The sequence below is a fragment of the Flaviaesturariibacter aridisoli genome, from assembly GCF_004343705.1.
Taxonomy (GTDB): Bacteria; Bacteroidota; Bacteroidia; order Chitinophagales; family Chitinophagaceae; genus Flavisolibacter; species Flavisolibacter aridisoli.
In genome coordinates this window covers 17,752-37,396 of record NZ_SKFH01000011.1, presented here as the reverse complement: position 1 = coordinate 37,396, position 19,645 = coordinate 17,752, and the positions used below count along the sequence as shown (strand labels likewise).

21 protein-coding genes are annotated in these 19,645 nt (G+C 59.9%); 14 read left to right on the top strand and 7 right to left on the bottom strand.

What is annotated here, in order from left to right:
• Positions 1-1,076: 1,076 nt before the first annotated feature.
• The 6 genes from E0486_RS08880 to E0486_RS08855 form a co-directional block, all read right to left on the bottom strand.
• Complete coding sequence (locus tag E0486_RS08880) at positions 1,077-2,000, bottom strand: PfkB family carbohydrate kinase (RefSeq protein ID WP_131851810.1); 924 nt, start codon at positions 1,998-2,000, stop codon at positions 1,077-1,079.
• Between the two features lie 193 nt (positions 2,001-2,193).
• The gene (locus E0486_RS08875) at positions 2,194-2,976 is read right to left on the bottom strand and encodes a hypothetical protein (protein ID WP_131851809.1); all 783 of its coding nucleotides are present in this window, start codon (positions 2,974-2,976) and stop codon (positions 2,194-2,196) included.
• An 82-nt stretch (positions 2,977-3,058) separates the two neighbouring features.
• A complete protein-coding gene (locus tag E0486_RS08870) occupies positions 3,059-3,808 on the bottom strand; it encodes a hypothetical protein (protein WP_131851808.1) in 750 nt (249 codons plus the stop codon).
• Between the two features lie 25 nt (positions 3,809-3,833).
• Positions 3,834-4,319 (bottom strand): hypothetical protein, encoded by a 486-nt coding sequence (locus tag E0486_RS08865; RefSeq protein WP_131851807.1) that lies wholly within the window; start codon positions 4,317-4,319, stop codon positions 3,834-3,836.
• A 190-nt stretch (positions 4,320-4,509) separates the two neighbouring features.
• Positions 4,510-5,238, bottom strand: coding sequence for a hypothetical protein (locus E0486_RS08860; protein ID WP_131851806.1), 729 nt, complete (start codon positions 5,236-5,238; stop codon positions 4,510-4,512).
• Positions 5,239-5,337: 99 nt separating this feature from the next.
• Complete coding sequence (locus E0486_RS08855) at positions 5,338-5,664, bottom strand: hypothetical protein (protein ID WP_131851805.1); 327 nt, start codon at positions 5,662-5,664, stop codon at positions 5,338-5,340.
• Positions 5,665-6,172: 508 nt separating this feature from the next.
• On the opposite strand from E0486_RS08855, the gene paaE reads away from it, so the two are divergent.
• The 12 genes from paaE (at position 6,173) to obgE (ending at position 16,040) form a co-directional block, all read left to right on the top strand.
• The gene (gene paaE / locus E0486_RS08850) at positions 6,173-7,249 is read left to right on the top strand and encodes a 1,2-phenylacetyl-CoA epoxidase subunit PaaE (protein WP_131851804.1); all 1,077 of its coding nucleotides are present in this window, start codon (positions 6,173-6,175) and stop codon (positions 7,247-7,249) included.
• Positions 7,250-7,387: 138 nt separating this feature from the next.
• Positions 7,388-8,335: a 1,2-phenylacetyl-CoA epoxidase subunit PaaA gene (paaA, locus tag E0486_RS08845; RefSeq protein ID WP_131851803.1), complete on the top strand. Its 948-nt coding sequence runs from the start codon at positions 7,388-7,390 to the stop codon at positions 8,333-8,335.
• Between the two features lie 52 nt (positions 8,336-8,387).
• Positions 8,388-8,792: a 1,2-phenylacetyl-CoA epoxidase subunit PaaB gene (paaB, locus tag E0486_RS19200; protein ID WP_131851802.1), complete on the top strand. Its 405-nt coding sequence runs from the start codon at positions 8,388-8,390 to the stop codon at positions 8,790-8,792.
• 174 nt (positions 8,793-8,966) lie between these two features.
• The gene (gene paaC, locus E0486_RS08835; RefSeq protein ID WP_131851801.1) at positions 8,967-9,785 is read left to right on the top strand and encodes a 1,2-phenylacetyl-CoA epoxidase subunit PaaC; all 819 of its coding nucleotides are present in this window, start codon (positions 8,967-8,969) and stop codon (positions 9,783-9,785) included.
• Positions 9,786-9,901: 116 nt separating this feature from the next.
• A complete protein-coding gene (paaD, locus tag E0486_RS08830; protein WP_131851800.1) occupies positions 9,902-10,387 on the top strand; it encodes a 1,2-phenylacetyl-CoA epoxidase subunit PaaD in 486 nt (161 codons plus the stop codon).
• 105 nt (positions 10,388-10,492) lie between these two features.
• Complete coding sequence (locus E0486_RS08825) at positions 10,493-11,269, top strand: enoyl-CoA hydratase-related protein (protein WP_131851799.1); 777 nt, start codon at positions 10,493-10,495, stop codon at positions 11,267-11,269.
• Between the two features lie 38 nt (positions 11,270-11,307).
• Positions 11,308-11,742, top strand: coding sequence for a hydroxyphenylacetyl-CoA thioesterase PaaI (gene paaI / locus E0486_RS08820; protein ID WP_131851798.1), 435 nt, complete (start codon positions 11,308-11,310; stop codon positions 11,740-11,742).
• 1 nt (position 11,743) lies between these two features.
• Positions 11,744-12,295: a TVP38/TMEM64 family protein gene (locus E0486_RS08815; protein ID WP_131851797.1), complete on the top strand. Its 552-nt coding sequence runs from the start codon at positions 11,744-11,746 to the stop codon at positions 12,293-12,295.
• Positions 12,296-12,340: 45 nt separating this feature from the next.
• Positions 12,341-12,997 carry a hypothetical protein gene (locus tag E0486_RS08810; RefSeq protein ID WP_131851796.1) on the top strand — a complete coding sequence of 219 codons (657 nt, stop codon included), beginning with the start codon at positions 12,341-12,343 and terminating at the stop codon, positions 12,995-12,997.
• 24 nt (positions 12,998-13,021) lie between these two features.
• On the top strand, positions 13,022-13,606 hold the full coding sequence (locus tag E0486_RS08805; RefSeq protein WP_131851795.1) for an acyltransferase: 585 nt from the start codon (positions 13,022-13,024) through the stop codon (positions 13,604-13,606).
• A 90-nt stretch (positions 13,607-13,696) separates the two neighbouring features.
• Positions 13,697-14,932 carry a T9SS type A sorting domain-containing protein gene (locus tag E0486_RS08800; RefSeq protein ID WP_131851794.1) on the top strand — a complete coding sequence of 412 codons (1,236 nt, stop codon included), beginning with the start codon at positions 13,697-13,699 and terminating at the stop codon, positions 14,930-14,932.
• 109 nt (positions 14,933-15,041) lie between these two features.
• On the top strand, positions 15,042-16,040 hold the full coding sequence (obgE, locus tag E0486_RS08795; RefSeq protein WP_131851793.1) for a GTPase ObgE: 999 nt from the start codon (positions 15,042-15,044) through the stop codon (positions 16,038-16,040).
• 101 nt (positions 16,041-16,141) lie between these two features.
• Here the strand turns inward: obgE and E0486_RS08790 are convergent, their stop codons facing one another.
• A complete protein-coding gene (locus E0486_RS08790; protein ID WP_131851792.1) occupies positions 16,142-16,345 on the bottom strand; it encodes a hypothetical protein in 204 nt (67 codons plus the stop codon).
• Positions 16,346-16,716: 371 nt separating this feature from the next.
• Here E0486_RS08790 and E0486_RS18805 point away from each other — a divergent pair, with 371 nt between their 5' ends.
• Complete coding sequence (locus E0486_RS18805) at positions 16,717-16,863, top strand: hypothetical protein (protein ID WP_165917256.1); 147 nt, start codon at positions 16,717-16,719, stop codon at positions 16,861-16,863.
• Positions 16,864-16,935: 72 nt separating this feature from the next.
• Entirely contained in the window at positions 16,936-19,110 is a 2,175-nt protein-coding gene (locus E0486_RS08785) for a S46 family peptidase (RefSeq protein WP_131851791.1), read from the top strand.
• The last annotated feature ends 535 nt before the right edge of the window (positions 19,111-19,645 follow it).

Sequence of the window (19,645 nt, the reverse complement as noted above, 5' to 3'; positions counted from 1 at the left end):
GAAGGTGGTACCGGTTGCTTTGCCTGGCTTGGGCATATTCGAAGCGCAGGTCGCTGACCACGGGCTGCAGCACCCAGTCCACGCGGCCGTTCTGCACCTGCCCGGTAAAGAGCTGCATCCCGTCGTCGGGGCGGCGGCCAGGGAAGCTGATTTCGTAGCCGGCTCCTTTGCGCAGGCGGCACGTTCCTTCGGCGCTGGCGGCGCTGACGAAGAGCATGCCGCCGGTTTCCAGCAGTCGCCCCTGGGCCGTGGTGCCCAGGCCGGCCTGCAGGATGTCGGAGGCGGAAAAGTACTCGTGCACCCGGAGCGTCACCGGCGTTTGCGGCGGCTGGCCGGTGCTTTCGAGCACGAGGCTGTTGGCGGGCATCCATACAATCGTGCCCCGGCCGGCGCGAAGCGCCAGCGGCTTATCGGGATCTCCCGTAACCGTACCGGGCAGGGTGGGTGCCGCTCGGGAAGCGTCCGCGGGGCTGGGGCCGCGCAGGCTGGAAGCTGCGGCCGGCGTGCCGGCGGCCGTGTCGCGCGGCGGGGCCAGGACGGCGCTGTCGAACGTAACGAGTTCCGGGGCACCCGTGGCCGAAGACGGCGCACCGGCAGCGGCGGGTCCGGCGGTTGGCCGCAGGTACACAAAGATCCCGGCAGCCAGCAGGAGCGGCAGCGCCACAAACAGGAAGCGTTTCATGGTAGAAGGTTTTGTTGGTTTATGGTAACGACAATAAAGTCCCCCCATTTCGGCGGGCCGTAGAACTACGGGAGTGGTGGTGGCATAGGTGCAGCAACGGCAGCAGGCCGTCGGAAAATGTCTGTGAGAAGAGCACCGGTTGCCTGCGCAGGCGTTCCTGAAAACAAAAACCGGTACAGGAAATCAAAAACGACGCTCCATTTCGGTTATTGCGGCCCCCTGTCCCCCGAAGGGGGCACTTAGATCAATCTAACATCTCGTTAACAATCTGCACGAAAGGTGTACATGAAAAACGGATCGCAAAGCGATCCGTTTTTCAAGAGAGCTGGGCCTAACGCAAGGCCGCAACCGTAAGTATGTTCCACCTGGGTGCCCCCTTCGGGGGACAGGGGGCTTACACCAGCTCGATATCGAAGTTCACCAGCTCCTGGAACTGGCGGATGCGGGCGTCGATGTCTTCTTTCTTCAGCTCGCGGAGGCGCTCGGTGCCGAACTTTTCCACGCAGAAGGAGGCCATGGCCGAGCCGACGATGATGGCGGTCTTCATGTTCTCGTAGGAGATATCCTTGGTGCGGGCGATGTGGCCGATAAAGCCGCCGGCAAAGGTGTCGCCGGCACCGGTGGGGTCAAACACGTCTTCGAGCGGCAGGGCCGGGGCGAAGAACACGTTGTCGCCGTGGAAGAGCAGCGCGCCGTGCTCGCCCTTCTTGATGATGAGGTATTTGGGGCCCATCGTCATGATCTTCTTGGCGGCCTTCACCAGCGAATACTCGTGGCTCAGCTCGCGGGCTTCGGAGTCGTTTACCAGCAGCACGTCCACCTCTTTCAGCACTTCCAGCAGGTCGGCGAGGGCCGTTTCCATCCAGAAGTTCATCGTGTCCATCACAACGAGGCGCGGACGCTCCTTCATTTGCTTGATCACGGCATGCTGCACCGCGGGCACGAGGTTGCCGAGCATCAGGAACTCGCTGCCCTGGTACGAATCGGGCACCGTGGGCTCGAAGTTGGCCAGCACGTTGAGCTGGGTGTCGAGCGTGTCGCGCGTGTTCATGTCCATGTGGTAGCGGCCGCTCCAGAAGAAGGTCTTTTCGTCTTTCTTCACCTGCACGCCTTCCAGCAGCACACCGCGGTCTTCCAGCGACTTCAGCTCTTCCTGGGGGAAATCATAACCGACGACCGAGAGCTGCTTGATCGGCTTGCAAAAGTTGGAGGCACTCCAGGCGATGTACGTGGCTGCGCCACCAATAATGCGGTCGCTTTTGCCAAAAGGAGTTTCAATAGCATCGAAGGCCATGGAGCCGACTACCATTAACGACATAAGAGGAATCTGTTTGATGAAGATGGCAGGAATGGGGCCATCGCCCGACGAAAAGAAGGGCGGGCAAAACTACGTTTTTATCGCTGATGTCGGACGTCTGATGTCGGATATAAAGCAGAAAACGATCGCAAGGCAATCGTTTTTTAACAAGTTCATCCCGATATCAGCGATCCGACATCAGACATCCGGCATCTCAGAACCGTATCCCCACCGACACCCCGGCGCGGAAGCCCGGCAGGAAGCCGTTGTACTTCGCATGCACCCGGCGCTCGTTGCGGTACACGCTGATCTCGGTCTTGTCGCCCACGATGGGAATGTCGTTCAGGACGTTCTCGATCTCGCGGCGGGCATCGTCCTCCTGGATCTGCGTCCAGGGAATGTTCGACTGCACATCGCGGAAATCGCCCTCGAATTTGGAAAGGTTCGCCTCCGGGCCCAGCAGGAAGAGGTCGATCACCACGAGGTTGGCGATCTGGAACTGCGCGCCCAGCTGCGCGCCGAGACCGGCCCCCGAATAGTTGATCGTGGCCTGGTAGATATCGCGGTTCGCGAGGTTCTTGTTGTCGTACAGCCCGCTGCCTTCCAGGTGCACGTATTTCAGGTAAGGTTCAATATAAAAGCCTTTCATCGGGCGCTTGCCCAGGTAGATGCGGTAGCCGCCCATCACCGAAAAGGTCTTCGGGCTCAGTTCGAGGCGGTATTCCGTGGGATTGCGCTCGAAGCTGGTGGTCAGCGGGATGCCGACGCCGAAAGTAACGCTCTTCTTACCCCCCAGGCTCCGCTCGCCACTGAGGCCGATCTTGCCGAAGCCGAGGCTTAAAGGATTCCACTTCACGGCCCAGGGGTGGTCCGTGCCGGTTTGGGTCTTGACTTTTGTTTTCGTTTGCGTTTCCGCACTGCTGCTGCCCAGGGTGCTTTGCGCTTGGGCAGCGCCGGCCATCAGGGTAGCAGAAAGTAGCAGGGGCAGGTACTTCATGGTTATGAGGGTTGGGGTTCGCCGGTAAAAATACGGGCGCGCCGCTCCTGCCTCCACAAATCTGAAATCTGAGATCCGCGACCTAAAATCGGATCCCCACCGACACCCCGGCCCGCAGTCCCGGCAGGAAGCCGTTGTACCGGGCATGCACGCGGCGCTCACCGGCGTAAATGCTGATCTCGGTATTGTTGCCCACGATGGGAATGTCGTTCAGAATGTCGTCGATCTCGCGGCGGCCATCCGCCACCTGCTTTTCCGACCAGGGCCCGGTAGAAAGTATCTCGGTGAAGTCGCCCTCGAAATGGCCCAGGTTCGCTTCCGGACCCAGCAGGAACAGGTCCACTACGAAAATCCGGAACAGGGGCAACTGCAGCCCGAGCTGGGCGCCGGCGCCCACGCCGGAATACCGGAGTTCGGTGCGGTAGATATCGTGATCGGAAAGGCTCTTGTTGTCGTAGTAGCCGCTGGCCTGCGCATGCACGTATTTCAGGTAAGGCTCGAAGTAAAAGCCCCGCGCACCATCCGAACCCAGGTACATGCGGTAGCCGCCCATTATCGAAAAAGACCTGGGATCGAGGTCCAGGCGGTATGCGGACGGGTTGAGGGAGAGGTGCGTCTGCACCGGGATGCCGATGCCGAAGGTGACGCTCTTTCGGGCGCCGATGTTTCGCTCTCCGCTCAGGCCGATCTTGCCGAAGCAGAGCGCCAGCGGGTTCCACTTCACGGCCCAGGGGCGCACCGGCTGGCAGGAATGCGATTTGGGGCCATCGTTTTGGGCCGCGGCATACCCGCCCAGAAGCAGGAGCGCCAGCAAGGAAAGGGTGTATTTCATGAACTGTTTTTTTAGAAATCGTTAATCAGCGATGGCGCAGCAGCGCGCGGTAGCCAGCCTTCGGCAGGTCCAGCTTCCGCATCCGGTATACGAGGCAGGAGTCGCGCTGCAGCACGTCGAGTTGCGTCCGGAAGGCATGGCGGCTTACATAGCTCCGCTCGCCCACCTGCACCCAGCCCGCCTTTTTGTTGGCCAGGTAGTCGCTCAAAACGGTCCCGGCGCCTTCGTCGCAGCGGCGCTGGGTGATGGACCGGCAGCTGTCGTTCCGGCCGAAATAAAACGTGCAGGAACCCGTCCAGGTCGTTCCCGGCCGCCGGAGCAGCAGGTCGATGGTGGAATCGGTTTCGTCGAACTGCCCGTGGTAGCCATAATAGAGCAGGTAGGCTTCGAGCTTTTGTTTCGCTTCGGAGCGCGTGTTGCCCCAATAGTCGAGAAAGGAAGGACTTTCGGTCTGCCCAGATGCTTGCAGGAAGGCGGGCAGCCACAGGAGGCAACAGATCCACTTCAGCATAGCCGGTGTTTTTAGGTTAGGAAAGGAAAGGCTAGGGGCTGGGGGATAGGCCTACCCGTAAGGTACGGCGGAAACGGGCGCGTTGCGCGGCGTCGCCCGCTCAGCAGGCGAAAAAAATGATCGAAGGCAGGGCTGTTCGCAGTCCGGGCAAGTTTTTCATCCGGACTTAGGGCAACGGCCCCCGCCCCGGTTAGTCCCTGTCGGGAAAGCACTGCGGCCCCACAGCTCCACCGCCGTATTTCAGTACCATGTTTTTCTTGTAAAAAAGAGTGGTGCAGCCATCGTTGTACTTTTCGATCTGTGCCGGCGTCAGGTTTTGCGCAAACAGCAGGTACGAATATTTGCCCATTCCACTCCGGGCGTAGCCGATGGTGGTAACCGGCCCGTTTTCGATCGACACGCAATGGGCTTCCGCCAGCAATTTTTTTAATCGGTTCAGCGTTTGCGCCGTCCATCCGAGCTGCCCTATCATGCGCGCCAGCGTATCGGAGCCGAAGCGGAGGTTCCATTGCTGGTCGTAGGTGCTGCTCCCGTTGACGCGGTGTTCGATCTTGAGGTCGATGCTTTCGTCCGTCATCGTGATATTGTCGGCCGGGTTGAATTCAATGGAAACAAAATAGTTTTTGGGAACCAGTTGGCGATACGTATCCTTCAGCAACAGGATCTTGTCGAAGCGCTGCTCGATATTGGCGATCAGTTCTTTCTTGCTGCTCCGGGGCATCGACAGCATGACGAGAATGAATTCCTTCTCCTTTTCGTTGCCCTGGTTGTACAGGCGGAGCATTTCGCTCCTGCGGCTTTCCGGCAGGTCTTTGAGGACCACCTGCAGCAGCGAATCCTTGTTCACCGATTGGTTGAAGCCTTGTGCAGCACAGGAAAGTGCCGAAACGAACGCGAGAAAAGCGAGTACTATTTTCATCTGGGAATAGGTGGCGGCCAAAGGTACGCCATGGGGCCGGGCCGCCTTTTTGTCTGGCCTGCGATGTTCGTTCATTCAGCGGAGATGACCAAGGCGTCCTTAGCCCAGTGCGCTCCACTGGTCGCCGAGGCGTCCGTAAAATGCTGCCATCGGCCCGGTCTGCTGCTCTTCGAGGTCGTTGAAGAAATCGATGATGCGTTCGAGTTGCGCGGTGCTGAGGTCTACCCGGTAATAGTACGGTGTCGCGTCCGGCTTTCCGGAAACGGCTTCCGGCTTTTCGATCCGGTTTTCGGCCAGGATCCGTTGCAGCGCCGATACGAGCTCCGTTTCTTTTACAAACGCCAGCTCTTTCAGGGTCACGTTGAGCGTCGTGCCGTTGAGCACGTTGGGTTGGGCGATTTGTGATGCGTATTCATCCGGGCTCATAATGGTTGATTGGAGGGTGGGCTGCGCCAAGGTACGGACGGTTCGGTTTCCCTCCCGGCAGGACGGGCGCCGGACGCAACGGCATTCGCCCTCGCCCGGATTGAATCCGATACGCTTGCAACGGCATCCGACACACCTGCAATTGCATTCGTCACCGCTGCAATGGCGGACGATCGTTCTGCAATCGCCCGCGTCATCTTCGCAACGGCATTCGTCACTGCCGCAATGGCATACGCATCCGTCGCAATGGCATCCGGCGTTCCTGCACCGGTATGCGTCATGCCTTCAATGGCATGCGTGCCTGCTTCAATGGCATACGCGCCTGCCTCAATGGCATACGGCGGCTTTGCAATGAATGAGAAAAATGATTTTCCAGCTAGTTGATTGCCAGGCAGTTGGATGCCAAAATTCGCGTAAAAACCGCTCGTAGGCCTACCCGCTCACCTGCTCACCCCCGGTCCCCGGCCGCCGTAGCTTCAGCGAAGGCGGCTATCTTTGCGCCCTTGCTATGATCCACTTCCATCCATTGACCGTGAAGAAGGTGCAACGGGAAACCGACGATTGCGTTTCCATCACCTTCCAGGTGCCGCCGGAGCTGCAGGAGGCGTTCCGCTTCCGCGCCGGCCAGAACCTTACCATCCGCAAAACCTTCAACGGCGAAGAGCAGCGCCGCAGCTACTCGCTTTGCAGCGGCGCCGGCGGGCCCCTCCGCGTAGCCATTAAGCGCGTCGAGGGCGGCCTGTTCTCCTCCTGGGCCAACGAATCGCTGAAGCCCGGCGACGTGCTGGAGGTGCTGCCGCCCACCGGCAATTTCTGCGTCGACCTCGATGCGGCCAACAAAAAGCACTACCTGTTCTTCGCCGCAGGATCGGGCATTACGCCCGTGCTGTCGCTGCTACAAACGATCCTCGCCGCCGAGCCCGGCAGCCGCTGCACGCTCGTGTTCGGCAACCGCAGCAAGAATTCCATCATCTTCAAGGAGGAGCTCGAAGCCCTCAAGGATAAATACATCGACCGCTTCCGCCTCTACCACGTGCTGAGCCGCGAAAAGACCGACGTCGCCCTCAACTCCGGCCGCATCGACCGCGCCAAGTGCGAACTGCTGTTCGACAAGGTGATCGACCGCGACCGCTGCGACGCCTTTTTCGTGTGCGGCCCCGAAGAGATGATCTTCACCGTGCGCGACTACCTCCGGGAGGCCGGCGTGGCGCCGAAGAAGATCCACTACGAGCTGTTCACCGTACCGGGCCAGAAGAAGTCGAACGTGGAAACCGAAAAGGAAATCGTGTCCGAAAGCGGCCCGCGCGCCCAGGTGCAGGTAAAGCTCGACGGCATCGCCTTCGATTTCGACCTCGCCTACGACGGCCACTCCGTGCTCGACGCAGCGCTCAAACAGGGCGCCGACCTGCCCTATGCCTGCAAGGGCGGCGTATGCTGCACCTGCAAGGCGAAGCTCCTCGAAGGCGAAGTGGTGATGGACGAAAACTGGGGCCTCGAGCCCGACGAGGTGGCCGCGGGCTTCATCCTCACCTGCCAGAGCCACCCGCGGTCGGAACGGATCGTGGTGGATTTTGATGCCAAGTAGAAGGTTTTTAAAGTTCTGAAGGTTCTTAAGGTTCGCAAAGAAGCGTTACTCGTTTAACCCAACCTTAAGAACCCTGAAAACCTTAAAAACCCTGAGAACCCTTCCCGAAAACGTAAATTTGTACCTAACCCCTTCGATATGAGTGTAGCCGAATTGGAGCAGATTTTCCAGGACAAGATTGACGCCGATGTGCGGATCGAGCCGAAAGACTGGATGCCGGAGAAATACCGCCAGAACCTGATCCGCCAGATCTCGCAGCACGCGCACAGCGAGATCGTGGGCATGCTGCCCGAGGGCAACTGGATCTCGCGCGCCCCTTCGCTGAAGCGCAAGCTCATTCTCCTCGCCAAGGTGCAGGACGAAGCCGGCCACGGGTTGTATTTATACAGTGCCGCCGAAACCCTCGGCATCTCCCGCGACGAGATGACGGAGCAACTTCTTTCGGGTAAGGCCAAGTATTCCTCCATCTTCAACTACCCCACGCTCACCTGGGCCGACATGGGTGCCATCGGCTGGCTCGTCGACGGCGCCGCCATCATGAACCAGGTGCCGCTGTGCCGCACGTCGTACGGTCCCTACAGCCGCGCCATGATCCGCGTGTGCAAGGAAGAGAGCTTCCACCAGCGCCAGGGCTTCGAGGCCCTGCTCGTGCTGAGCAAGGGCACCGACGAGCAGCGCGCCATGGTGCAGGACGCCATCGACCGCTGGTGGTGGCCCTCGCTGATGATGTTCGGTCCTACTGACGACGCCTCGCCCAACTCGCAGCTTTCCATGAAGTGGAAGATCAAGCGCTTCTCCAACGACGAACTGCGCCAGCGCTTCGTGGATATGATCGCCGAGCAGGTTAAGCTTCTCGGCATGACGCTTCCCGATGCGGACCTCCGGTGGAACGAAGAGCGCGGTCACTACGACTTCGGCGCCATCAACTGGGAAGAGTTCTGGAACGTGGTGAGCGGCAACGGGCCCTGCAACACGCAGCGCCTCGAAGCCCGCCGCAAGGCCTGGGACGAAGGCGCCTGGGTACGCGAAGCCGCCGTGGCGCATGCGGAGAAGAGAAAGAGTAAAAAGGAGATGAAGGCCGCATAGGAAAGTCGGAAGTCGGAAGTGTGAAGTCGGAAGTTTTTTAAAGTATTCAACTATGCAATTGTTTCGAAAATATTTCTACGGTGATTATGATGCCATAAAAGGCGGCAAACCCAATGCAGACGCGCCGAAAAGTGAGGGTAGCGCGGTAGACCCCTCCCCTTCGGGGAGGTCGGGTGGGGCTGAGTGGCCCCTCTGGGAGATCTTCATCCGTTCCAAGCAAGGCCTCGACCACAAGCACGTCGGCTCCCTCCACGCCGCCGACGCGGCCATGGCCATCGAGAACGCCCGCGACGTCTACACCCGCCGGCAGGAAGGCGTTTCCATCTGGGTGGTGAAAAGCAGCCACATTCACGCCTCCAACCCCGACGACGCCGAATCGTTCTACGAGCCCGCCAACGACAAGGTGTATCGGCACCCGACGTTCTATGACCTGCCGGATGAGCTCACGCACATGTAAAGAGAAAGAACGCGGATCTTATACGATTGCTATGATGATAAATGATTTTTTATCGTTGCTTTTATCGTACGTGTAAATCGATTTCATTGTAGGATTGGAATTGACGAGCAAATAGTAATAGATCTGCGTTAATCGTATTAATCATAAAAAATCTGCGTTCCTTCTCTCCCGGGAATGCCCATTCTTACGCAAATGCTCTTCGAATACACCCTCCACCTTGCCGACAACGCCCTCATCCTCGGCCAGCGCAACGCCGAATGGTGCGGCCACGGCCCCGTGCTGGAGCAAGACATCGCCATCACCAACATCTCCCTCGACCTCGTGGGTGCGGCGCGCAACCTGTACGCCTACGCGGCCGAGCAATACAACGCATTCGACGATGCTTCCAAAGTCTCGGTAACCGCGCTGCTCCCGAAGCCCTGGACGGCCTGGGGCCGCGCACTGCAGGAAGACGACCTCGCTTTCCTGCGCGACGAGCGCCAGTACCGCAACGTGCTGCTCGCCGAGCGGCCCCGCGGCGACTGGGCAGTGACGGTGTTGCGCCAGTTTTTCTTCTCCGCCTTCCAGTACCTGCAATACGAGGCGCTGCAGCAGAGCCGCGATGCGACGCTGGCCGCGATCGCCGAAAAATCGCTCAAGGAAGTGGCCTACCACCAGCGCTGGAGCAGCGAGTGGGTGATCCGCCTCGCCGACGGCACCGGCGAAAGCCGCCGCCGCATCGAAGCGGCGCTGGAGTCGCTGTGGCCCTTTACCGGCGAGCTGTTCGAAGCGGCCATTTTTGAAACCGTGGAGGGCGCAGTCGATCCTTCCAGCTTCCGGGACGCCTGGCAGGAAAAGGTCGAATCCGTCTTTGCCGAAGGCGACCTGCCCGTGCCGCCCACCGGCACCTGGCACCAGAGCGGCGGCAAGCGCGGCGTGCACACCGAACACCTCGGCTACCTTCTCTCCGAGCTGCAATACCTCCAACGCGCGCATCCGAATATGACGTGGTAGGGCAAGTTGGTAGTTTGTGGTTGGTCGTTTGTAGTTGAGGGAGGAGCCATGACGCCAAGGCGTCGCATCGCGGAACTACAAACCACAGACTACAAACTACAAACCCGTTTTTAAGGATGATCCAAGAAGAAACCATCTGGTCAATTTTAAACGACGTGAAAGACCCGGAGATCCCGGTGTTGTCGGTGCTCGATATGGGCATCATCCGCGCCGTTTCGGTCGTGGGAGAGGAGGTGGAGATCGTACTTACTCCCACCTACAGTGGCTGCCCGGCCATGGACGTTATTTCAATGGACATTCGCCTCAAGCTCATCGAGCACGGCATCCGCAAGGTGCGCATCCGCCAGCAGCTGTCGCCCGCCTGGACCACCGAGTGGATGAGCGCCGAAGGGAAGGAGAAGCTGCGGGCCTTCGGCATCGCGCCGCCCAATCCCAGGCAACAGTTCTGCAGCACCGACCTTTTCCAGGAAGAAGCCGTGCAATGCCCGCGCTGCGGCTCCTGGCACACGGAGCTCATATCCCAGTTCGCCTCCACGGCTTGCAAGAGCATGTACCGCTGCCTCGACTGCAAAGAGGCGTTCGATCATTTTAAGTGCCATTGAGAACGTGAGCCGTGAGCCGTGAGCCGTGAGCGGAATCATTGGTAATAATTCGCTTCAATGCTCACGGCTGACGATTCCCTAGCTTTGACCCGCAAACCATAGCCCATGTCCTCGATCCTCTTCGAAGTCCGCGACAGCATCGCCCACATCACCTTCAACCGCCCGGAGAAATACAATGCCTTCAACCGGGAGATGGCCCTGCTGCTGCAGAACCACCTCGATGAATGCGCGGCCAACAGCGGCATTCGCTGCGTGTACCTGACGGGCGCCGGCAAAGCCTTCAGCGCCGGGCAGGACCTCGACGAAGTGGTGGATCCCGCCGGCCCCGATGTAGCGGCGATCCTCAGCGAACATTACAACCCGATCGTGAAGCGCCTCCGTCGCCTCGAGAAGCCCGTGGTGGCCGCTGTGAACGGTGTAGCCGCCGGCGCGGGCGCCAACATCGCCCTGTGCTGCGACGTGGTGCTGGCGGCGAAGAGCGCTTCCTTTATACAGGCCTTTTCGAAGATCGGCCTCATCCCCGACAGCGGCGGCACCTTCTTCCTGCCGCGCCTCATCGGTTTTCAAAAAGCATCCGCGCTATTTATGCTGGGCGATAAAGTCGGTGCCGAAGAAGCCGAACGCCTCGGCATGGTATACAAAGTGATGGCCGATGAAAGTTTTCACGAAGAGTCGATGGGGGTAGCCGCCACGCTTGCCGCAATGCCTACCCGCGGCCTCGCGCTGACGAAAATGGCCCTCAACAATTCAATGGGCAATCATTACGAAGACCAGCTGCACGACGAAGAGCTGTTGCAGGAAAAAGCCGGCAGCACCCACGACTACAAAGAAGGCGTGCAGGCTTTCCTGGAAAAACGCAAACCCGTATTCCGCGGCGAGTAAGAGAAAGAACGCATCACCCCTTAAACATCCTGCATCCCATGACTGACGCTCTGGCCCGGCAAGTAGTAGACCATATGATCGAACACGACCAGTTCAGCCGCTGGCTGGGTGTAGAAATACTGGAGGTGCGCGAAGGCTACAGCCGCATCCGCATGACGCTGCGGGAGGAAATGCTCAACGGCTTCGGCATCATCCACGGCGGTATCGCCTTTTCGCTGGCCGACAGCGCCTTTGCCTTTGCCTGCAACAACCGCAACAACCTGTCGGTGGCGCTCGATACCGGTATCAACTTCACCCGGCAGCTGCTCCCCGGCGATACCATTACCGCCGAAGCCCGCGAGCTGCACAACGGCCGCAGCACCGGCCTCTACCACATCATGGTGACCAACGCCGCCGGCGACACGGTGGCTATTTTCAAAGGCACCTGCTTCCGCACCGGTAAGCCGCTCGTCACGCCGGCCAATTCGCTCTGACGTGCAGGAACAGCTGCTGCACCTTTTTCAACAACACCCCGGCCTGGCCGTGTTCCTGTCGCTGGTCATCAGCGTGGGCGTGGCCGTGCTCGGCCTCGTGCCCAGCTTTTTCGTGACGGCCGCCAACCTGCTGTTCTTCGGCTTCTGGCCCGGCACGGCGCTGTCTTTTGCCGGCGAGGCGCTGGGCGCGCTTGTTTCGTTTGTGCTATACCGGAAAGGTTTCCGCCGGCGCGTGGCGCCCGGCCTCGATCGCTTCCCCAGGCTGCAGCGGCTGCTGGCCGCCGAAGGCGCCGAAGCCTTCGGGCTTGTGTTTTCGCTGCGCCTGCTGCCCTTTGTTCCGTCGGGTCTCGTCACGTTTGCGGCGGCCGTGGGCCGCGTGGGCATCGGCACCTTCTTCGCAGCGAGCACCCTGGGCAAAGCGCCTGCGCTGCTGCTTGAAGCTTGGTCGGTATACGAAGTGACGCGCTTCGGAATGGCCGGGAAGATCATCCTCGCCGTTGTGGCGCTGGCCTTACTGTTTTGGATCCTGCGCCGCCTTCGGATTGGGCGGTAAAGGAAGTATCTTGTAGAAATACAACCGATCACCAAATCAGAGCTTATGCGTCAGCTTTCTTCCTGGGCGCGCGACCACCGTTGGTCGGCACGCCTCCTGCTCCTCCTTTCGATCCTGTTGTTGAATGCTAGCGCCTGGGTCGCCGGCAATTGCCTGGCCGCCGCGGGCTGCGACGGTGGCCCGGGCTGGATTACCACCCTGGCTTTCGCTGCCTCGGCGCTGCTGCTGGCCTACCCGCCGGGGCGGGCCTCGTACCGCCTCCGGAAAAGCTTCGACGGCGCGCTTACGGCCTGCACCTTTTTACTGGTGATGCTGCTGAGCGCCGGCCCCGAAGAAGGCCCGGTGCCCTTCCAGGCCAATGCTGCACAGGCGGCCGCGGTTTCTGCCGACGCACAGGCGCCTCCCAAGAACAAGAAGCTGCTGCGCCGGCTGGCACGCCGCCTGCGTGCGCACTACCGCGGGGCCGGTGGCGGCGGCCAGGCGGCACTCATCGTACTCACCATCGTCGCAGGCCTCCTGCTGGCGGGGCTGGTGCTCGTGCTTTCCTGCAGCATTGCCTGTTCGGGTGCCGAAGTGCTGGCCATCATTGTGGGCGCGCTGGGCCTGGCCGGCATCGTGCTGGGCGTTATCGCCATCATCAAGCGCATCGTGAACGGCCCCCGGAAAAAGCCGGCGGCAACGCAGGAGCCGGCAGGAGGCTAAGCTGCCGCTCCGCATCTTTGTTGTATGATCTATGAATTCAACGGAATAAAACCCGTCGTCCACGAAAGCGCGTTCGTTCACCCGCAAGCCGTGGTGACCGGCGAGGTGATCATCGGCCGCGACGTATACATCGGGCCAGGCGCGGCGCTGCGTGGCGACTGGGGCCGCATCGTGATCGAAGACGGCTGCAACGTGCAGGAGAACTGCACCGTGCATATGTTTCCCGGCGTAACGGTGCTGCTGAAAGAAAGTGCGCATATCGGTCACGGTGCGATCATCCACGGCGCCACCATCGGCCGCAACTGCCTGGTAGGGATGAACGCCGTTCTGATGGATGAGGTGGAGCTGGGCGACGAATGCATCGTGGGCGCCCTCGCGTTTATCCGGCAGGGTGAAAAGGTCCCGCCGCGCTCATTGATAGCCGGTAACCCCGCCCGCATCATCCGCACAGTGACCGACGAGCAGATGGCCTGGAAGACAGATGGGACGCGGCTTTACCAGCAGCTGCCCGCGTGGTGCGCCGATACGCTCAGGCCCTGCGAGCCGCTCCGCGAGGCGATCGCGCAGGAGCCGCTCATCCGCAAGGACTACCGACCGTTCAAAAAATAACCAGAAGTAGGTAGAGAACTACGAAATATTTCTTTATAATTTAGAGGGATCGAAACACCGATCAATCAACTTACCTAAAACCCGCTGAACATGAACAAAAATTTACGCACCGGCGTCTTTGCTGCCATCCTCGCCGGCAGCATTTTTTCGGCCAGCGCCCAGAACGAGCGCTTCGCCTACGCCATCACCGACGCAACCAAGGAAGGCTTCAACTGGAGCGTGCTGCGCAAGATCGACCTGACTACCGGTGAGTACAGCCCCGTGCTGTTCAACGGTGTGGATGCCAATGCGCCCGTGTTCGACGCCGTTAGCAAAAAGCAACTGTCGCTCAGCACCGATGCCCGCTACGGCAATGCGCTGAACATTCCCTTCAGTACCGGTGTGGCCGCCGCTGCGTACGACCCCACGCACGACCGCATCTACTTCACTCCGATGTTCATCGACCAGCTCCGTTATATCGACCTGAAGACGATGAAGGTGTACTACGTGGCCGACAAAGCCTTCACCGGCCTCGGCAACATGCACAACGACGAAGGCAAGTGCATCACCCGCATGGTGATCACACCCGACGGCACGGGCTACGCCATCTCCAACGACGGCAATACCTTTATCCAGTTCAGCACCGGAAAGAACAGCAAGGTGACGGTACTCGGTGCGCTGGTGGATGATCCCGCCAACGGCACGGTATCGGTGCACAACCGCTGCTCTTCGTTCGGCGGCGACATGATCGCCGACAATGAAGGCAACCTCTACGTGATCTCCGCCCGCAACCACATCTTCAAGGTGTCGGCGGAAAACCGCGTGGCTACCCTGCTCGGCTCCATCCAGGGCCTGCCCGCCGCCTTTACCACCAACGGCGCCGTCGTGAATGCCGACGGCAACCTCGTGGTATGCAGCGCAGTAGACGGCTCGGGTTCTTACGTGGTGAATCCGAAAGACTGGAGCGCCCAGATCCTCAAAGGCGGCGCTTTCCACAGCTCCGACCTCGCCAACAGCAACTACCTCGCTACCCGCAAGAATCCCAATACGATCGACCTGATCAGCCCCAAGGCCTCGAACTACAACGACCGCATCCAGGTGTACCCCAACCCGGTTACCAACAATGTGTTCAACATGCAGTTTACCAAGGTGCCGGCCGGTGACTACACCCTCCAGGTGACCGACGCCAACGGCAAAACGGTTCAGTCGCGCCGCATTTCCATTACGATGGACAGCCAGGTGCAGCCCGTATCGCTGAGCCGCCTCAGCGGCAAGGGTTTCTACCTCGTGCGCCTCGTAGACAATGCCGGCCAGGGTGTATACGAGCAGAAGATCCTCGTTCAGTAAGCAACACAAGCCATATATATTCGTCAGGCCGCTCCTTCCGGGGCGGCCTTTTTCGTGGAGGTGGGCCCGGCCCGCCCGCGGGCTTATCTTTGCGGCTTAAATCCCTCACTTGGAGAAAAGCAACTTCGTAGACCAGATCCGCATTTTCGCGCGCAGCGGCCACGGCGGCGCTGGCTATAAGCACTTTCGCCGCGACAAGCTGACCGCCATGGGCGGCCCCGACGGCGGCGACGGCGGCCGCGGCGGCCATATCATCCTGCGCGGCAACAGCAACCTCTGGACCCTGCTGCACCTGCGCTACTTCAAGAACGTGCATGCCGAAAACGGCGAGCGCGGCGGCGAAGCCAACTGCACCGGTCGCAACGGCGAAGACATCATCATCGAAGTGCCCCTGGGCACCATCGCCCGCGACGAGGAAACCGGCGAAAAGGAAGTAGAAATACTGGAAGACGGCCAGGAGATCATCTGGCTGCCCGGCGGCAAAGGCGGCCTCGGCAACTGGCAGTTTCGCAGCCCCACCAACCAGGCGCCCGAGCACGCGCAACCCGGCATGCCGGGACAGGAAGGCTGGAAGGTGCTCGAGCTCAAAGTGCTGGCCGACGTAGGCCTCGTGGGCTTTCCCAACGCCGGCAAGAGCACGCTCCTGTCGGTAGTGACCGCGGCGAAGCCCAAAGTGGCCGACTACGCCTTTACCACCATCACACCCAACCTGGGCATGGTGGAATACCGCGAGGGCAAGAGCTTCTGCATCGCCGACCTGCCCGGTATCATCGAAGGCGCCGCGGAAGGCAAGGGCCTCGGCCACCGCTTCCTGCGCCACATCGAACGCAACTCCATCCTGCTGTTTCTGATCCCCGCCGACAGCAAAGACCATCGCCAGGAATTCGAGATCCTGAAAAAGGAACTGGAAGATTATAACCCCGAGCTGCTCCACAAGCGGTTCATCATCGCCATCAGCAAAAGCGATATGCTCGACGACGAACTGAAGGCTGCCATTGCCGAAGAGCTGCCCGCCGACGTCCCGCACCTCTTCTTCTCCTCGGTAACGCAAACCGGGCTGCAGGAGCTGAAAGACACGCTGTGGCTGGAGCTGAACAGGAAGGAGTAATGAGCAATGAGTAATCAGTAATGAGTAATGAATACGAAAAGGCCCCACACCGTGGGGCCTTTTATTTATTCCGGGATTATCCACTCATTATTCATTACTGATTACTCATGCATCCCGCTCGGGTCGTTGCCGGCGATCCCTCTTTTTTCGGTCATTTTTTTAAAGATCACCTGCAGGTTGCTGCGCAGACGCTCCAGCTCGTGCGGATCGCGGTGCTCCTGCACGGCCTGGCGAAACTCTTCGTTTTTCTTCAGGTACAGATCGTAAAGGGTAAAAAATTCGAGGCGTTGCAGTCGGCTGTTCATATGGCGGATTTTCAGGGAAGGAAAGGGCAAAGGGCGTACCCCGGCCGCGGCTTTCCCGCGGGAAACCGCGGATGCGGGTTGAAACCGGTTTTTTCTTCGACGAATCAGCCCGGACCATCGGCGGGTGAGACGGCACTGGGTCCGCGCCCCAGCGTCCACATTGTGCAAAGCTGTGGAATTCGCACCCCAGCCCGCGCGAAGGGCCGCAGGAACGCTTCGTTTAATCAAAACCGTTTCGTGGGCACGCTTTGCTGAACACTTGCGCGTAAGCCCGGCCTTTGGGACTCTTTTCTAAGTCTATTCTAATGACTTTCAAGCGGCTGGACCAACGTATTTGGGGCTGGCCTGCTATTTTTACAAGACCAACGAATATGAGCACCAAGCAATTGCAACACTGGATGGACCAGCACACGGCCTTCCGCGACCGTACCCCCCGTTTCCGCACCTTTACCAGCCTTCTGTTCCTGTTTCACCTCGTGGCCATCTTCGCGATCTGGATGACGCGCCTTTTTAGCTGAGACTTACCATTCCGGGTCACCTCTTTGGAAGCAACTTTTAAGTAGGTTTGCCAACCTTAAATTGTTTCTTATATGAAGAGAACCCTTATCGCCCTCCTCTTCGTTGCCCTGGCCGGATTCAAGGCCTCGGCAGACGAAGGAATGTGGCTGCCGCTGCTGCTTGGTCAGCAAGTGTACAACGACATGGTGAAGAAAGGCCTGAAGCTTTCCAAAGACCAGCTTTACAACATCAACAAACCCTCGCTGAAAGATGCCATCGTGATCTTCGGCGGCGGCTGCACCGGTGAGATCGTGTCCACGCAGGGCCTGGTCTTCACCAACCACCACTGCGGCTACAGCGTGATCGCCGGCGCCTCTACGGTGGAGCACAACTACCTCCGCGACGGCTTCTACGCCAAAAACATGGGCGAAGAGATTCCCGGCGCCACGCAAAACCTGTCGGTGCAGTTCCTGCTCCGCATCGAGGACGTGACCGCCCGCGTGCTCGACTCCCTCAAAGGCCTCAGCGGCCAGGAGCGCCTCACGCGCCAGGCGGCGGTACTCGCGGCCATCAACCGCCAGATGACCGACACGGCCGCCTTTGTTGAAACGCGCATCTCGCCGCTGTTCAAGAACAACCAGTTCCTCGCCTTCGTGTACCAGCGCTACAACGACGTGCGCCTCGTGGGCGCCCCCCCGGAAGCCCTCGGTAAATTCGGCGGCGACACCGACAACTGGGAGTGGCCCCGCCACACCGCCGACTACTCCATCTTCCGCGTATACACCTCGGCCGACGGCAAACCCGCCCGCTACAGCAGCGCCAACGTGCCGATGAAGCCGAAATGGCACCTGCCCGTATCGCTCAAAGGCGTGAAGGAAAACGACTTCACCATGATCTGGGGCTACCCCGGCTCCACCAACCGCTACGAGTCGTCGGCCGGTATCAAGCTCGCCACCGACATCAACAACCCGACGCTGGTGAAGCTGCGCGACATGCGCCTCAAGTACATGTTCGAGGAAATGAAGAAGGACCCGGCCATCAAGCTGCAGCTCGCCTCCGACTACGCCTCGATCGCCAACTATTGGAAGTTCTACGACGGCGAAACGAAACAGCTGCTGAAGTACGACGTGTACGGACAGAAGCAGAAGGCCGAAGCCGACTTCCTGAAGTGGGCCGCCGCGAAGCCCGAATACAAGGACATCTTCACCAACCTCGAAGCCAGCTACGCCGCCTGGCGCCCCTACGCGCTGCACCGCGTGTACATCAACGAAGGTATCATGGGCTCGCCGCTGCTGGCCTATGCCGCCTCGCTGCAGAACCTCGAGAACACGATGGTGAAGCCCGGTTCCTCCACGGCCGACATCCAGAAACTGGTAGCCTCCGCCGACCGCGCGCGCACGGCTTTCCTGGAAGCCCACAACACGCCCTCCGACCGCAACATCGTAGCCTCCGTGCTGCAGATGTACTACAAGGAAGTGCCGAAAGAGCAGCAGCCCCAGGGCCTGTTCGAGGCCATCCGCAACGAGTACGGATCGCTCGACAAGCCCGCTACCTGGGAGAAGTATACCGACGCCGTTTTTGACGGCACGATGCTGCTCGACGACGCCAAGTGGGCCGCCTTCAAGCGCAGCCCCGACGCGCAGACCCTGCAGACCGACCTCGCCTACAGCCTCGCCAACGCCTTCCTGCGCAACTGGCAGGGCAAGTACCTGCCGAAGTACCAGCAGTTCACCACCCAGAACAACGAGTGGGGCCGCCTGTACCTCAAGGGCATCAGGGAGCAGAACCCCGCCAAGGCGAAAATGATGTACCCCGACGCCACCTTCACGATGCGCGTTTCCTACGGCAAGGTGTCGCCCTACGCCCCGCGCGACGCCGTGAAGTACGACTACGTAACCACCATGAAAGGCATGCTGGAGAAATACAAGGCCGGCGACTACGAGTTCGACCTGCCGCAGAACGTGCTCGAGAAAGCCCGCGCCAAAGACTTCGGTCAATACAAAGACGCGCGCACCGGCTCGCTGGTGACCTGCTTCATCACCACCGACGACATCACCGGCGGCAACTCGGGCTCGCCCGTGATCAACGGCAACGGTGAGCTCATCGGCCTCGCCTTCGACGGCAACTACGAAGCCCTCAGCCACAAGCTCGCCTTCGACAAGAACCTGAACCGCACTATTTGTGTCGACATCCGCTTCGTGCTGTGGTGTGTAGACAAAGTGGGTGGTGCCTCCAACATTGTGAAGGAGCTGACCTTACGCAAGTGACCCATCCCGGCCCCCTGTCCCCCAAAGGGGGCACTTAGATCGAATCATTCCTTTTAGCCCGCAGCAATCTTTGCTGCGGGCTTTTTTGTGGGCTAATTTCCGCTCGCAGGCAAACGCCCTGACCATGGAGGCCTGGGATGCTGCCTTTTCTCTGCCTGCAAGGCGCCTCTCGCCCCCTCGGGTATAAATGACCATCGCACCCTGTAGTACGGCCTACGTGTTCGTTGGTAGAGAACCTGCCTCCGTGATCTCGTAGCCTGCCCCGCTAACGGCGGGGAAAATGCTCCCGTGTCTCTGCGAGAAACCTTGCCCCGAGGTAACTGCCGCTAGATTCTTCAAGCCAGTTTTTTTGTCGCAAAGGGCTCTGAAAGGGTGTTTTGCGACAAGGTGAGAGACATTCTGGCGGTCGACGACGCATTTTGGTACTGGTGAGAGACATTCTGGCCGTCGACGGCGTCTATTTGAGCTGGTTAGACGTATTTCTGTCTCCGACGACGCATTTTTATGCCGGTGAGACGCCGGTTCGCCTGCGACG